Origin of the sequence: Methylotenera sp. G11, assembly GCF_000799735.1 — a bacterium.
Classification (GTDB): domain Bacteria; phylum Pseudomonadota; class Gammaproteobacteria; order Burkholderiales; family Methylophilaceae; genus Methylotenera.
Map to the genome: position 1 here is coordinate 1,904,034 of NZ_JUHH01000001.1, position 14,996 is coordinate 1,919,029.

At 50.7% G+C, this 14,996-nt stretch carries 12 protein-coding genes; 11 read left to right on the forward strand and 1 reads right to left on the reverse strand.

The features are described from left to right. Positions 1–29: 29 nt before the first annotated feature. The 7 genes from GQ51_RS08820 to GQ51_RS12605 all read left to right on the forward strand — a co-directional run bounded on the left by GQ51_RS08820 (position 30) and on the right by GQ51_RS12605 (position 7,840). Entirely contained in the window at positions 30–1,106 is a 1,077-nt protein-coding gene (locus tag GQ51_RS08820; RefSeq protein WP_047552169.1) for an efflux RND transporter periplasmic adaptor subunit, read from the forward strand. Positions 1,107–1,120: 14 nt separating this feature from the next. Then, positions 1,121–4,315, forward strand: coding sequence for an efflux RND transporter permease subunit (locus tag GQ51_RS08825; RefSeq protein WP_052177874.1), 3,195 nt, complete (start codon positions 1,121–1,123; stop codon positions 4,313–4,315). A 73-nt stretch (positions 4,316–4,388) separates the two neighbouring features. Then, positions 4,389–5,087 carry a protein-L-isoaspartate O-methyltransferase family protein gene (locus GQ51_RS08830; RefSeq protein ID WP_052177784.1) on the forward strand — a complete coding sequence of 233 codons (699 nt, stop codon included), beginning with the start codon at positions 4,389–4,391 and terminating at the stop codon, positions 5,085–5,087. A gap of 6 nt (positions 5,088–5,093) precedes the next feature. Then, positions 5,094–6,455, forward strand: coding sequence for a TolC family outer membrane protein (locus tag GQ51_RS08835; protein ID WP_047552171.1), 1,362 nt, complete (start codon positions 5,094–5,096; stop codon positions 6,453–6,455). A gap of 13 nt (positions 6,456–6,468) precedes the next feature. After that, a complete protein-coding gene (locus GQ51_RS08840; protein ID WP_047552172.1) occupies positions 6,469–7,026 on the forward strand; it encodes a hydrolase in 558 nt (185 codons plus the stop codon). Between the two features lie 27 nt (positions 7,027–7,053). Next, a complete protein-coding gene (locus tag GQ51_RS08845) occupies positions 7,054–7,650 on the forward strand; it encodes a hypothetical protein (RefSeq protein WP_235276201.1) in 597 nt (198 codons plus the stop codon). A gap of 67 nt (positions 7,651–7,717) precedes the next feature. After that, entirely contained in the window at positions 7,718–7,840 is a 123-nt protein-coding gene (locus tag GQ51_RS12605; protein WP_268746826.1) for a hypothetical protein, read from the forward strand. Between the two features lie 169 nt (positions 7,841–8,009). Here GQ51_RS12605 and waaA read toward each other — a convergent pair whose 3' ends face one another. Then, entirely contained in the window at positions 8,010–9,269 is a 1,260-nt protein-coding gene (waaA, locus tag GQ51_RS08855; RefSeq protein WP_047554077.1) for a lipid IV(A) 3-deoxy-D-manno-octulosonic acid transferase, read from the reverse strand. 335 nt (positions 9,270–9,604) lie between these two features. On the opposite strand from waaA, the gene GQ51_RS08860 reads away from it, so the two are divergent. From GQ51_RS08860 to GQ51_RS08875, 4 genes are all read left to right on the forward strand, one after another. After that, positions 9,605–11,770, forward strand: coding sequence for an adenosylcobalamin-dependent ribonucleoside-diphosphate reductase (locus tag GQ51_RS08860; RefSeq protein WP_047552174.1), 2,166 nt, complete (start codon positions 9,605–9,607; stop codon positions 11,768–11,770). 179 nt (positions 11,771–11,949) lie between these two features. Continuing rightward, on the forward strand, positions 11,950–12,648 hold the full coding sequence (locus GQ51_RS08865) for a TSCPD domain-containing protein (protein ID WP_047552175.1): 699 nt from the start codon (positions 11,950–11,952) through the stop codon (positions 12,646–12,648). A gap of 182 nt (positions 12,649–12,830) precedes the next feature. Beyond that, positions 12,831–13,787, forward strand: a complete 957-nt coding sequence (locus tag GQ51_RS08870) for a 5'-nucleotidase (RefSeq protein WP_047552176.1) — start codon at positions 12,831–12,833, stop codon at positions 13,785–13,787. Continuing rightward, positions 13,768–14,376: a hypothetical protein gene (locus GQ51_RS08875; protein ID WP_047552177.1), complete on the forward strand. Its 609-nt coding sequence runs from the start codon at positions 13,768–13,770 to the stop codon at positions 14,374–14,376. Before GQ51_RS08870 ends, GQ51_RS08875 begins: the two co-directional genes overlap by 20 nt. Positions 14,377–14,996 lie beyond the last annotated feature (620 nt).

The following is a 14,996-nucleotide window of genomic DNA, read 5'->3' on the forward strand; positions in this document are numbered from 1 at the left end:
AAGGATAAAAACATCAATGGGTGGCTGAGATGAATGTCAAACTTTTGTTCATGGTATTTTTTGCGGTGCTTGCCGGCTGTCATAAACCTGCTGAGCCTGCAATCGCTCCGCGGCCTGCGCTGACCATGGTGGTGGGTGATCCGGGCGTATCCGGCTCCATGGTGCTGGTTGGTGAAGTGCGGCCACGTTTTGAGGCAAGCCAGGGGTTTCGCATTGGCGGAAAAGTCATCGAACGCAGGGTGGATGTGGGGGCGAGCGTGAAAAAAGGCCAGCTGATCGCCAGGCTGGATACGGCTGATGTCAATCTGAATGTCGCGGCGGCAATGGCTGATGTGCGTGCGGCAGAGGCAAGTCATGCATTGGCCGTGGCAGAGTTTGAGCGCCAGCGTCAGCTGTATGCCAGGAAATTCATTTCAGCTTCAGCGCTGGATATACGCGATGCCGAGTTGAAAACCTCTGCCGCCAGGCTCGCACAGGTAAAAGCACAGGCCAATGTTTCCGGCAATCAGATGCAGTATGCCAGCTTAACGGCTGACCGTGACGGCGTGGTGACGATGGTACGCGCTGAGCCCGGCCAGGTCGTGCAGGCGGGTGAGGTTGTAGTGCAGCTTGCCAACCTCAGGGAAACCGAAGTGCTGGTGGCGGTACCTGAATCCCGTATGGCCGAGGTTGCCGTCGGAGCCCCGGTAACGGTCAAAATGTGGGCCAATCCCAATAAAACCTATGCCGGGCACGTGCGTGAAATCGCCCCGGCAGCAGATTCTGCAACACGCGCATTCAATGTCAGGGTGAGCCTGACCGATGCTGATGCGATGGTGAAGTTTGGCATGACAGCAGGCGTCAAATTTAAATCGCAGCAGGCACAGCAAGCGCAGCAGTGGCTGATTCCGCTGGCCGCGCTGACTGAGAACAATGGCAAAAAGCTGGTATGGGTGATTGATGCCGGGAACAGGGCGCAGCCGCGTGAAGTCACGGCCGGCGATTTTTCGGAACAGGGGGTATTGATTACCGGCGGTTTGCAGGCGGGTGAGAAGATCGCGATTGCCGGCGTGCATACCTTGGTAAAAGGCCAGCTGGTGACGCCGGTAACCAGGGCAACGCCATGAGTGGCTTGAACGAAATGCCTGGTCATGAAACGCCGCCACCGTTAAATGGAGCCGGCGAACGCTTCAATTTATCCAACTGGTCGTTAAAACATCAGGCGCTTGTGCTGTACTGCATGCTGGTGATGGTGATTGCCGGTGCGCTTTCATATACTCAATTAGGCCAGTCAGAAGACCCTCCGTTTACATTCAAGGTGATGCTGGTGCGCACCAGTTGGCCCGGTGCCAGCGCACAGGAGGTCGAGCAGCAGGTCACCGACAAGCTGGAAAAGAAAATCCAGGAAGTGCCGCATTTGGACTACTCCAGCAGCTATTCACGCCCGGGTGAATCTATGATTTTTATCGTGGCCAAAGATGACACGTTCTCAAAAGACATTCCTGATGTCTGGTATCAGGTGCGGAAAAAAGTAGGCGATATCCGCCATACCCTGCCGCAGGGTATAGAAAGCCTGACATTTAATGACGAATTCAGCGATGTATACGGCACGATGTATGCGCTTACCGGCGATGGATTTGACAATGCGGCATTGAAAAAACAGGCGGAGCTGATCCGCACAGAGCTGTTGAAGATAAAGGATGTGGCCAAAGTCGAGTTCTTCGGCGAACAGAAACAGCGCATTTTTATCGAAATGTCCAATGCAAAACTCGCTACCCTGGGTATCAGCCCGAACACGCTCATTGGGTTATTGCAGACGCAGAATGCGGTAGTGAAAAGCGGTGGCTATGATTCAAGCGCAGAGCATATCCGCATTGCGGTGTCGGGGCGCTATGATACGCTGGACGATCTGCGCAATATCCGTTTGCGTGCCAATCAGCAGGATTTTCGCCTGGGCGATGTTGCGCGAGTCTACCGCGGCTATGAAGACCCGCCGCGCAGCAGTATACGCTTTGCGGCAAAACCGACCCTGCTGCTCGGCGTAAGCATGAAAGACGGCGGCGATGTGATTGCGCTGGGGCAGGCGCTGGATCAGGTCACCGCACGCATCAGGCAGCAGTTGCTGGTGGGGCTGGAGTTACATACGGTCACTTCACAGCCCAGGATCGTGGCAAGTTCCGTCAATGATTTTGTAAAATCACTGGTGGAAGCGTTGGTGATCGTGCTCGGCGTAAGCCTGCTGTCGCTGGGGTGGCGCAGCGGTATCGTGGTGGCGATTACGATTCCGGTTGTGCTGGCCGCAACATTCCTGGTCATGCATTTACTGGACATAGGCTTGCATAAGATTTCACTCGGGGCGCTGATCCTGGCACTAGGCCTGCTGGTGGATGATGCGATTATCGCGGTTGAAATGATGGCCTCTAAAATGGAGCAGGGCTGGGATAGGGTAAAAGCGGCTTCGTTTGCCTATACTTCGACCGCCATGCCGATGCTGGCCGGCACGCTGGTGACGGTGGCTGGTTTCCTGCCAATTGCCACAGCCGTATCTTCTACCGGTGAATACACGCGCTCCATTTTCCAGGTGTCGGCGATCGCGCTGGTGATTTCATGGTTTGCCGCGGTAATCTTCGTGCCCTACCTTGGGTACCACCTGCTGCCGGACTACCTGTCCGCACCGGTTAGCAAGCCATCAAGACTCAAGGCCTGGCTAAACCGGCGCTTTGCCGGCGGCTACAGTCAACCGCAGAGGGATGAGCCCTCCGGTGCACATCATTATCATGATATTTATAACACCGCATTTTATCGGGCATTTCGTGCATTGGTAAGCACTTGTGTGCGTTACCGTAAAACGGTTATTGCGATCACTATGGTACTGTTCCTGCTGGCAATTGCCGGTTTCAGCCAGGTGCAGCAGCAGTTCTTTCCTGATTCGACGCGGCTGGAGCTGATTGTGGATTTGCGCATGACAGAAGGCGCTTCCTATGCAGCAACCAATGCCGAGGCGGAGAAGCTTGAGCGCTGGCTGCAGCAGTGGAATGCAGAAAATAAAGGCATCGAGAATTTTGTAGCCTACATAGGCACCGGCGGTCCGCGTTTTTACCTGCCGCTGGATATTCAGCTGCCGCACCGCGGATTCGGCCAGTTTGTGATACTGAGCAAGACCTTGCAATCGCGGGAGGCATTGCGCAAAGACTTGCTGGCTTTGTTCGAGCACGATTTTCCGTCATTGCGTGCTTCGGTGCTGCGCCTTGAAAACGGCCCCCCGGTTGGGTTTCCGGTGCAGTTCAGGGTGTCCGGCACTAATATTCAGCAGATACGCGACATTTCACATCAGATCGCCGACATCATGCGCGCCAATAAAAACCTTGTGAATGTGCAGTTGGGGTGGGAGGAGCCGACTAAAGTCATCCATGTGGATGTCGACCAGGCTAAAGCGCGCCTGCTGGGCGTAAGTTCAGTCGATGTGGCGAATATCATCGGCGGTGCGATGAATGAGCTATATATCACCGAGTTCAGGGAAGGTAACGAACGCATAGACCTGGTGGCGCGCGGCACCGAAGTGGAACGCAGCCATTTGTCGCACCTGGCTGACCTTGTCATGACTACTCCATCCGGGGCGAACGTGCCAATATCGCAGTTTGCAACGATAAGCTCAAGATTTGAAGAAGGCGTGATCTGGCGCCGCAACCGTGAGCCATCGATCACGGTACGTGCAAACCTGCAAGGCAGCATGCAGGCGCCGGTCGTCTCTCAGCAGGTAGAGGCGCAGCTGGACGCAATCAAGGCTGCTTTGCCTTTGGGCGTTACGCTGGAAACAGGCGGTGCGACGGAAGAGTCCGCGAAAGGCGCTGCTTCGGTGGCAGCCGGTGCGCCTTTGTTCCTGATTGCCGTGCTGACCATATTGATGTTGCAGCTGCAAAATTTTTCACGGGTTTTCCTGGTGATGCTGACCGCGCCTTTAGGCTTGATCGGTGTCACACTGGCATTGCTGGTGTTTGATAAGCCTTTTGGTTTTGTGGCCATGCTGGGCACGATTGCGCTATCGGGCATGATCATGCGCAACTCGTTGATCCTGGTGGATCAGATTGACCAGGATAAGGCTTCCGGCCTGCCGGAGTGGCAGGCTGTCATTGAGTCTACCATCCGCCGCTTCCGGCCTATCGTGCTGACAGCCGCGGCGGCAATCCTGGCCATGATCCCGCTCACGCGCAGTGTGTTCTTTGGCCCGATGGCCGTCGCGATCATGGGCGGGCTCACGGTTGCGACGCTGCTGACGGTATTGTTCCTGCCGGCATTGTATGCGGCATGGTTTGGCGTAAGAATGCCGGCTAAGTAAAGCGACCGGTAGCGCCCAATACCGGTAGTTGCGCTATAATTATAAACAGTAAAATATTCATAGAGTGATCAGAATGACACAGACAGTTAAACATACAGACAGTAACGCCGCTGCGGGATTCGATACGCGCCAGGCCAGGTTCAACATGATCGAACAGCAGATCCGTACTTGGGATGTGCTGGATCCGGTGGTGCTGGCGGTTCTGGATAAAGTGCCGCGCGAGAATTTTGTAGCCGAATCGCAAAAGGGGCTGGCGTTCGCCGATATTGAGTTGCCTATCGGCCACGGCCAGACCATGCTGGCGCCAAAGGTTGAAGGACGCATCCTGCAGGCGGTCGGCGTTAAAAAAACGGATAAAGTGTTGCTGGTAGGCACCGGTAGCGGTTACCTGGCGGCCTTGCTGGCCACATTGGCAGACCATGTGCATGCCGTTGAAATCTGCCCGGAGCTGTCGGCACTGGCAAAAAGCCGCCTGCAGGCACAGAGCATCACCAATGTAACCCTGCATGTGGCAGATGCCGCAAACGGTTTTGCATCAGAAGCGCCTTATGATGTGATCGTATTCACGGGGTCATTGCAGCTGCGCCCGTTTGCAGCTGAAAAAATGCTGAATGTCGGCGGCCGCCTGTTTGCGGTAATCGGTGGGGAGCCTATCATGGAGGCGACGCTGACGCAGCGTATCAGTGCAGATGCATTCCGCCATGAGGCGATTTTTGAAACTTGCCTGCCGCCGCTGAAAAATGCGCCGCAGACACAGAAATTCGAGTTCTAAAGACCTATGCTTAAACATCTGGCTGCGTGCATTACCTTATCTCTGACGCTTGCGGCGCAGGCGCAGGCAGATGAAACAGCATATTCCCTGATCGACATCTATCGCCAGGCGCTGTCGCATGACCCGAGACTGGCTTCGGCTTTAAGCGCCAACCAGGCCGCCCAGGAAATCATCGAGCAGGGCAAGGCGCTCTATCGGCCAACGGTTAATTTCAGCGCTGATGCCAACCGGCTTTCTACCGACATCCGCTATATCAATGCGAACCCGCCGCGGGAGCCTAGTACGGCAAATTTCGAAACCTATAAATATGGCGTGGATCTGCGGCAGCCAATTTACCGGAAACAGAACCTGGTGCAGATGGACCAGAGCAAGACGCAGGTCAGCCAGGCGGATAAGCAGCTGCACCTGAGTCAGCAGGACCTGATTCTCAGAGTCACCCAGGCGTATTTCGATGTGTTGATCGCGCAGGACAAAATTGACCTGATCGCCGCGCAAAAGACTGCAATCCTCAGCCAGCTTGAGCAGGCAAAAGCAAACTTTGAGGTGGGCACGTCCACCATTACCGATGTCAATGAGTCGCAGGCACGTTTTGACCTGGTGCTGGCTCAGGAAATCGCTACGATCAATGAATTGCAGATCGCAAAGCGTGCGGTACAGTCACTGACCGGTAAAGTGCCGCAGAAGCTGGCAACGGTAAGGGCTGACATTAAAACCAGCCAGCTTGAGCAAACGATGGATAAATGGCTGGAAGTGGCTGCGGCTAATAACCTTAATATCCAGATACAGCAGGATGCCGCCAGGTTTGCGGAGCAGGAGATCGAGCGCTTGGACGCAGCCCATTTGCCGACTCTGGATGCCGTCGCAAGTTACACGGATAGTTATGCGAATGGCAGTTCTTCAGCGTTCGGTTCCGGCAATGAACTGCAAACTGCTGCGATTGGCCTGCAATTGCAGATCCCTTTATACCAGGGTGGTGCAATCAGCTCGCGCGTGCGTCAGGCTGTGTTAAACCACCGGAAAGCGCAGGATGACGTGGAGATCGCACGCAGCAACACCGAGCTGGAAACACAGCGTGCATACCTGAACCTGAGCACCAGCATTGCGCAGGTCAGGGCTTATGAACAGGCGCTGGTTTCAAGTCAGTCCCAGGTGGATTCGACCAGGTTGGGCTATGAGGTCGGCGTGCGTACCAGCGTTGATGTGCTGAATGCCGAGCAGCAGTACTTTTCCGCTAAACGCGATTTGCTGCAATCACGCTACAATTACCTGGTGAATATCATTCGTTTGAAATCGATTTCGGGCGTTGTTGCCGAGGCCGACCTGGCCGACATTAACCAGCAGCTGATATTGGTGGCTGGCGGGCAGTAAGTGAAGTCAATACATGGGCGCACCTCTTAAAGCAGACGTAACGCTCAGCCAGTTTGTGGTGGTTGATGTGCAAAGCCGCCTGGCAGCCGTGATGCCGGCCGATGCCATGCAGGCGCTGGTAAAAAATTGCAGCATCCTTGCCCAGGCTGCCCGCTTGCTTGGTGTGGCGGTCATCGTGACCGAGCAGTATCCTAAAGGCCTGGGGCATACGGTTCCCGAGCTGTCAGCATTCATCCCGGATGTTCATCCGGTGGAAAAAACGGCATTTTCCTGCGTGGCTGAATCCAGGTTCAAGCGCCAGCTTACGGGTGACCATTCGCAGATTATCCTTGCCGGCATGGAGGCGCATATCTGTGTCGTGCAGACGGCATTGGACCTCATTGCGTCCGGCAAACAGGTTTTTGTGGTGGAAGACGCGGTGATTTCGCGCGCTCCCGCTAACAAGCTTAATGCGCTGGCCAGAATGCGCGATGCGGGCTGCGTGATTACCAATACCGAATCTGTTGTGTTTGAGTGGCTTGGAGTGGCTGAAGGTGAAGTGTTCAAAACAGTCAGCAAGCTCATCCGCTAGCGCTGTCCTGTTCACAGGGGCATCATCATGCGCATGACCTGGACAAGGCTGCTGCTTGTTTTTCTGGTGGGATTTGGCGCATATCATTATGTGACGCAGCGTGAAATCGAACATGGCCCCGGTGTGCTGGTGGCTGAGGAGCCTTACCAGGGTAGCGCAGGCTCGGCAGCCGAACAGTTTGTGGGCGGTTTTCAGTTGACACCGCTGGCGACTTTCAGCATCCGTGCGCGTGTGCTTGCCACTACCGATTATTATTTCGGGCGTGAAGCAGATCTGTCACCCCTGGACCTGGCGTTAGGCTGGGGGCGCATGTCTGATGAAAATGTACTCAAGAACATCAGCATCACCCAGGGCGGCCGTTTTTATTACTGGCGCGTCAATGCCTTTCCTATCCCGCGTGAAGAAATCCAGACCCATAGTGCCAACATGCATATGATTCCGGCGGATGCCGCCACAAGAAAGGCCCTGCAAAGTATCCGTGTAGGTCATGTGGTGCATTTGCAAGGTTACCTGGTGGAGGCCAAAGCGGCTGATGGCTGGCGCTGGACCAGCTCACTTACGCGTGAAGATACCGGCAACGGCGCCTGCGAGCTGGTGCTGGTGCAAAGCGTGGAAGTTTTGTAGCGATCAGGCTGTGGCTATTTAGTCATAATGCTTTTTCAGAATAAAAACTTTTACAGAAAAACATTGATTGAATCCTAACGAAAATATCAAAGAACCGTCATTCCGGCGCAGGCCGGAATCCAGGCAGGGTGAAGTGATGGTGGGTATGCCTGATGAGCTAACTTCAGTTTCTTCAACGCTGACACGATGATTTTTCATTAAAAAAGCAAATAATGCATTGCTTTATTCAATATGGAAGCATTCCCGGAAAATTAGATCTGCCTGGATACCAGCCTGCGCTGGTATGACGGATTTGATGGCTTTTCAGGCTAAGAGTATTCGCGTAAAGCTCTTGAATAGTATTATTTTAATAATAGTACTTAGAGATATTGGCTCAGCAATTGCAGGGTACGCGCGGTAGCGCCGCGGCTTTCGCTGCTGAAGCGCAATGCGGCGTCGCGCATGGCATTCTGTTTGCCCGCGTCGGTAAGCAAGGCTTGCAGGTGCAGCGCCAGATCGCCGCTGTTCTGTACGCGCTCCGCCGCGCCGGCGGCAATTGCCATTGCTGTGGCCTGCTCGAAATTAAAAGTATGCGGCCCTATCAATACCGGTTTCCCCATGCTGCAGGCCTCGATCAGGTTCTGCCCGCCCAGCGGCAGCAGACTGCCGCCTATGAAGGCAACATCGCAGCTGGCATAGTAGGTAAACATTTCACCCATGGAGTCACCAAGTACAAAGTCTGTCTGCGAATCCACGATCGCATCGCGGCCCAGTGATGTGCGCCGCACGAACCCGGAAGTTTGTTTCCTGAGCAAATCCGCTACTGCATCAAACCGCTGCGGGTGGCGCGGCACGATCATCGTGAGCAGGTTGGGGATGCCAGCTGCCGCAACCGCCTCAAGAATCAGTTCTTCTTCACCTTCCCTGGTGCTTGCGGCAAGAAATACCGGGCGTTGACTGCCCAGTGCCTTTCTTAGCAGGCTGCCTGCTGCAATTGCCTCATCATGCGGTGCTACATCGAACTTTATATTGCCGATGATGCTGACGTTATTTGCTCCTAATTCCTGCAAGCGTACCGCATCCTGCCCGGTTTGCGCGGCAACCGCAGCCAGCCCCTGCAGGCCTTGCCGTGCAACGCTGCCAAGCTTGCCGTAGCCGCGTGCCGACTTCTCTGACAAACGCGCATTGGCAAGCAGGAGTGTGATGTTGTACTGCCGGCAGCCGGCAATCAGGTTAAACCAGAGCTCAGTCTCCATGAGTACGCCGATGACCGGTTTAAAGTGCTTTAAAAAGCGCTTAACCGCAAATGGCAGATCGTAGGGCAAGTAGACCCTGGAAACGCTGTTGCCGAACAGCTGCTCGCTGGTGGCGCGGCCGGTGGGTGTAGTGTGCGACAGCAGGATTTCATGGTTGGGGTATTGTGCCAGCAGGGCCTTGATCAGCGGTTCTGCAGCGCGGGTTTCGCCTACTGACACGCAGTGCAGCCAGATTACGGGTTTGTTTAAGCTGAATTTGTAGAAACCGTAACGCTCCTGCCAGTGCGCAAGGTATTCGGGCTGTTTTCTTGCGCGCCAGAGTAATTTAAGCGGCGTGAGCGGTAGCAGCAGATAAAGCAGGAAGGTGTAAATGTTACGTGACATGCCGCCATTTTCGCACATATTCCGGCATGAATAACGGTTCATTATGTTGATGCAAATATCGCGGACGTATGCAAAGCCAGCGCCGGGGCGGCATAGCATAAAGACAAGACAAAATTAACATTGTTTGATAAAAATAAGTTAAAAAAATATCTTGACCTACCACTACTAAATGATTAAATTACCAAAAAAACACAATATATTGTGGTTGTGCAAAATTTTAACCACAATGAAACTATAGTGAATCTGTATAGTGATGTACTCATGTAACTGTTAATAATACAGACTGAAGTCATTGTTTATCCATGACTTCGCGTCAATTAAAAAGGGGTTAATCCATGCTAAAAGCCGTTGATACTGCAAAGAATTCCAGTCAGGATCTCGAAAAAGAAATTCCGATTCAACCGGTCTCGCTTGATATCTGGGATAAGAAATATCGTCTGAAATCCAAGCAGGGTGAAAATGTTGACGCTGACATGGATGCTTCATATTCTCGCGTGGCGCGTGCCTTGTCTGACGTGGAGCTTACGGAAGAAAAGCGTGCCGAGTGGCATGAGAAATTCCTATGGGCTTTACGCCGCGGTGCGATTCCGGCCGGCCGTATCACTTCCAATGCCGGTGCTCTGGAACACAAGCCAGCGACCTCCACCATTAACTGTACCGTTTCCGGCGTGATTTCAGACAGCATGGATGACATTCTGGGCAAGGTGCATGAAGCTGGTCTGACCCTGAAAGCCGGCTGCGGTATCGGGTATGAGTTTTCAACGCTGCGCCCGAAAGGCGCGTTTGTAGCCGGTGCCGGTGCCTATACCAGCGGCCCGCTGTCTTTCATGGATATCTATGACAAGATGTGCTTTACCGTATCCAGCGCGGGTGGCCGTCGCGGTGCGCAAATGGCAACCTTTGATATTTCACATCCGGACGTGACGGACTTCATCAAAGCCAAGCGTGAGAATGGCCGCCTGCGCCAGTTCAACCTTTCATGCCTGATCACTAAAGAGTTCATGGAAGCGGTCAAAGCAGACGCCGAGTGGAAGCTCGCTTTCCCGGTGACAGAAAAAGAAGCCATCATCGATGGCCTGAATGTCAATGATGACCGCCAGGTGGTGTGGCGTGAATGGCCAATCAAAGGCAAATACCTGGCCAAGACCGAAGGTAAGGATGCCGGCAAGGTAGCCTGCCGTGTTTACAAAACCATCAAGGCGCGCCGCCTGTGGGATGTGATCATGTCCAGCACTTACGACTTTGCCGAGCCTGGATTCATCCTGATTGACCGCGTCAATGAAATGAACAACAACTGGTTCTGCGAAAACATCCGCGCCACCAACCCATGCGGCGAGCAGCCATTGCCGCCTTACGGCGCCTGCCTGCTGGGCTCGATCAACCTGACCCGTTTCGTGAAAAAACCATTCACTGACGAAGCTTACTTCGACTGGAAAGAGTACCGTGAAGTGGTCGCTATTTTCACGCGTATGCTGGATAACGTCGTTGAAATCAACGGTTTGCCGCTGCAGCAGCAGCGTGACGAGATCATGCGTAAACGCCGCCACGGTATGGGCTACCTGGGACTGGGTTCCAGCCTGACCATGATGAAAATGAAATACGGTGAAGAGGAATCCATCAAGTTTACTGAAGAAGTGACCCGCGTGATGGCGGAAGAAGGCTGGAACGTAGGCGTGCAGCTGGCTGAAGAAAAAGGTCCGGCCCCGATCATGGACGAGAAGTTTGAAGTCACGGCCGATATGCTGGCAAAACGCCCGGAAATGGCGGCAGACGGCATTAAAGTCGGCCAGAAGATTGCCGGTAAAGTGCTGCTGGGCAAATACAGCCGCTACATGCAGCAGTTTCCTGAAGGTTTGCGTAACCAGATCGCCACCAAAGGCGTGCGCTTCACGCATCATAGCTCTATTGCGCCTACCGGTACCATTTCACTGTCATTGGCTAACAATGCAAGTAACGGTATCGAGCCATCATTTGCGCACCACTATGCACGTAACGTGATTCGTGAAGGCAAGAAATCAAAAGAGAAAGTCGACGTATTCTCTTACGAGCTGCTGGCTTACCGTGAACTGGTGAACCCTAACGCCATGCCTTTCAGCGACAAGCCTGAAGAGCAATTGCCGGATTACTTCCTGGATTCATCCACCATCATGGCAAAAGCGCATGTGGATATTCAGGCAGCGTCACAAAAATGGATCGACAGCTCAATTTCAAAAACCATTAACGTGCCGACAGATTATGATTTTGAAGATTTCAAGAACATCTATCTCTACGCTTATGACAAAGGTCTCAAAGGTTGCACCACGTTCAGGTTCAATCCGGAAGCATTCCAGGGCGTGCTGGTCACAGAAAAAGACCTGGAAAACACTACCTATAAATTCACGCTCGAAGACGGCACCGAAATTGAAGCAAAAGGTAATGAAGAAATTGAGTATGACGGTGAAATGCACTCAGCGGCCAACCTTTATGATGCATTGAAGGAAGGCTACTACGGCAAATTCTAAATTTAGCCATTTCAAACTGCTGCGTTCGCTAACATGTTGCCGCATTTGAATTTTCAAACCTCATGTGCTGGCTGTACATTCCGGTTAAAAATCCAAATGCGCCTGGTTTTAGCTTCACGCGCGACGTTTGAAATTGGCTAAATTAAAGTTGGGTAAGTCCCACTAAAAAGGAGAACAACATGGCAATTAAAATCGAAAAGAAAATCGTCGGCTACAACCTGGTGTCAGAAGAAGATAAAGCCAAGGCGGCTGAAGCTAAAGCCGCTGAAAACCCAGGCAATGTCGTACAGCTCGGCGAGCCTTTAGGCCGCCCGGAAAAGCTGGTAGGCAACACCTATAAAATCAAAACCCCGGTGACTGAACACGCCTTATACATCACCATTAATGACATCGTGATGAATGAAGGCACGCCGCAAGAGCACCGCCGCCCATTTGAAGTGTTCATCAATTCCAAGAACATGGAACACTTTCAATGGATTGTGGCGCTGACACGCGTGATGTCAGCCGTGTTCCGCAAAGGCGGCGACGTCACATTCCTGGTAGAGGAGCTGAAAAGCGTATTCGAACCAAGCGGTGGATATTTCAAAAAAGGCGGCAAGTTCGTACCTAGCCTGGTGGCAGAGATCGGCGAAGTGGTGGAACAGCACCTGCAGGAAATCGGCATGCTGAAAAAACCGGGGCTGGATGAACATCAGCAAAAACTGGTGGAAGAGAAAAAAGCCGAATACTTTGAAAAACACGCCAAACCGGGTGAAGAAGTGAACGATGAAGGTTACCCGAAAGGCGCGCAGCTTTGCAAAAAATGCAACACCAAGGCCAGCATCGTTATGGATGGCTGCCTGACTTGCCTCAACTGCGGCGAAAGTAAGTGTGGCTAATTAAAAGGCTGATATTGTTAAGATAATATTGTGCGCCACCCCATAAGTGACTAGTTACACCTCATAAAGGGCTAGTAATAACCGCATAAAAGATTAGCAAATTTCATTATTTGGTAATTAAATAAATTGTAGCCATAGGGGCAATATCTAGAATCATGGAATTTATTTAAGAAGGCATTTTTATGGCATATCCTATTGAGCGTAAACTCGTCATTGGTGTGGCATCAAGTGCGCTATTTGATTTATCTGAGTCACATCAGATTTACTTGGAAGAAGGTGTCGATAAATACCGTATTCATCAGGAACAAAATATTGATAAGCCCTTTCCGAAAGGTGTTGCATTCCCATTTATCCGTAGATTTCTTGGTATAAATAAAGCATTCCCTAAACAAGCGCCAGTAGAAGTGGTTTTGTTGTCTAGAAATTCACCTGAAACTGGTTTGCGTGTTTTTCGCACAATAAGACATTATGGCCTTGATATTACAAGAGCTGCATTTATGGCGGGGAGTTCACCTCATGAATATATTCCAGCGTTTAACGCATCACTCTTTTTAAGTACTAACGAAGGAGACGTGCAACAAGCGATAGATGCGGATTATCCTGCTGGCGTAGTACTTCCAACAAAAGTTTATGATGATGAGTTGGACACTGAGCTAAGAGTTGCTTTCGACTTTGATGGCGTCATTGCAGATGATGAAGCAGAGTCTGTATATAAAAAGAATAATGATTTGGATGAGTTCCAGGCCCATGAAACTACAAAACAATCAATACCACATCAGCCTGGACCATTGGCAGACCTTTTCACTAAACTTTCATTCATGCAAAAGTTGGAAGATAAAAAACTGAAAGAGGATCCGAATTATAAGAAAATACTGAGAATCGCAATTGTTACAGCGCGAAATGCTCCGGCGCATGAAAGAGTTGTAACTACACTTAAAAATTGGGGTGTTTCTGCAGATGAATCTTTTTTTCTGGGCGGAATGCAAAAATCCAGAATTCTTTCAATATTGAAACCCCACATGTTTTTTGATGATCAGCGGAGTCATTTGGAATCTCCTGCTGGTGATATTCCGATGGTTCACGTTCCATTCGGAATAGCGAATAGAAAGCTAAAAGTTGATGAAGCAGAAGCTACGTAATAAGAATAAACGCATTGATTCTACAGGGAGCCGGACTCAGAAAGTAATTAAATGGTTAAACACTAATAGCGAGCCATATGCTCATTGGGCAACGGTCTTGGCTTTGATTGCAGCTATTATTGGTGGATATGTTGCATACGCACAATTAAAGTTAGCAAATGAGCAAAGAAGATGGCAAAACTATAACGAAATGAATGTGCGCTATGCAGAGCTATATAAAAATATACCTATAGATATTGCATCTGGATGTTTCGCAGAAAATTTCGAAAATTTACCATCAGAAACTAAACGTTGGGTTCGACAATATTTTAATTTGTATTCTGAAGAGTACTGGCTTTACCTCAATAAGTTAATACCAGATGAAATGTGGACTAAACGTATTCATGGTGGTGTTCGCGTTAATCTTGGCCAGTATCCAGCGCTTGTAGCAGGCTATCGTTATTGGAGAGATCGGGGTTCTTTCACTCACCCTAATAGTTTTCAGGCTGAGGTGGAATCTGCAATCGTTGATTCAAAACATTTTCTAAAGAAAACGAAACAAGATGCTTTATGTGTTTCATCAAAAGTTCTGAAAATTAAATTCAAATAACTTTAAATTCAAATAATTTTTTAAAGTCATAAGTGTCAGTAGGTGTAATGGGTTATGTATCCGAATTTATTGTGAATTACGGTAGTTTATTCATAAGATAGATTGCCCCTAAAGCATCACAAATATTTATTTTGTCAAATTTCGCCATTATTCTTGGCGTCATCCGAACTTTACATTCCCTTCCATTTAGTAACCTGCAGTTACACAGTAACCGTAGGTTACTAAAATCCATAATAATCAAAGTGTTACTAACAATTTAATGATTGCATATTTATTGGATAGCGATTAATAATGATTGCTATCATAAAAGTTGCGTGATTTAAAAACCGTGCTAATTTGATTTTCAGATTGCCCGGAAATTAATTTTGGGGCGATCTGATTAAGCGGCAGTATCAAAAAACTGCCATTTTCAGAAAGGAAGTACCGAAGAAAAGAAGCTGAATGAGTAAAGTAGCGTGATTATCAGGCTGCCTTAAACGCAAAAGACCCAAGCGGAATGCACTTGAGTCTGTTGGCTGTAATACATTTTTCTAGTCCCCACTAGATGATTACATTCTACGACAACGGTGTGTTTTGTCAAATTTAAGACGATAGTCTTGGCTCCCTTGCACCCCTAACTT

Coding starts and splice junctions, on each gene's coding strand:
- GQ51_RS08830 (WP_052177784.1), top strand. CDS start 4,389: ATGACACAGACAGTTAAACATACAGACAGTAACGCCGCTGCGGGATTC.
- waaA (WP_047554077.1), bottom strand. CDS start 9,269: ATGTCACGTAACATTTACACCTTCCTGCTTTATCTGCTGCTACCGCTC.
- GQ51_RS08865 (WP_047552175.1), top strand. CDS start 11,950: ATGGCAATTAAAATCGAAAAGAAAATCGTCGGCTACAACCTGGTGTCA.
- GQ51_RS08845 (WP_235276201.1), top strand. CDS start 7,054: ATGCGCATGACCTGGACAAGGCTGCTGCTTGTTTTTCTGGTGGGATTT.
- GQ51_RS08825 (WP_052177874.1), top strand. CDS start 1,121: ATGCCTGGTCATGAAACGCCGCCACCGTTAAATGGAGCCGGCGAACGC.
- GQ51_RS08820 (WP_047552169.1), top strand. CDS start 30: ATGAATGTCAAACTTTTGTTCATGGTATTTTTTGCGGTGCTTGCCGGC.
- GQ51_RS08860 (WP_047552174.1), top strand. CDS start 9,605: ATGCTAAAAGCCGTTGATACTGCAAAGAATTCCAGTCAGGATCTCGAA.
- GQ51_RS08835 (WP_047552171.1), top strand. CDS start 5,094: ATGCTTAAACATCTGGCTGCGTGCATTACCTTATCTCTGACGCTTGCG.
- GQ51_RS08840 (WP_047552172.1), top strand. CDS start 6,469: ATGGGCGCACCTCTTAAAGCAGACGTAACGCTCAGCCAGTTTGTGGTG.
- GQ51_RS08870 (WP_047552176.1), top strand. CDS start 12,831: ATGGCATATCCTATTGAGCGTAAACTCGTCATTGGTGTGGCATCAAGT.
- GQ51_RS08875 (WP_047552177.1), top strand. CDS start 13,768: ATGAAGCAGAAGCTACGTAATAAGAATAAACGCATTGATTCTACAGGG.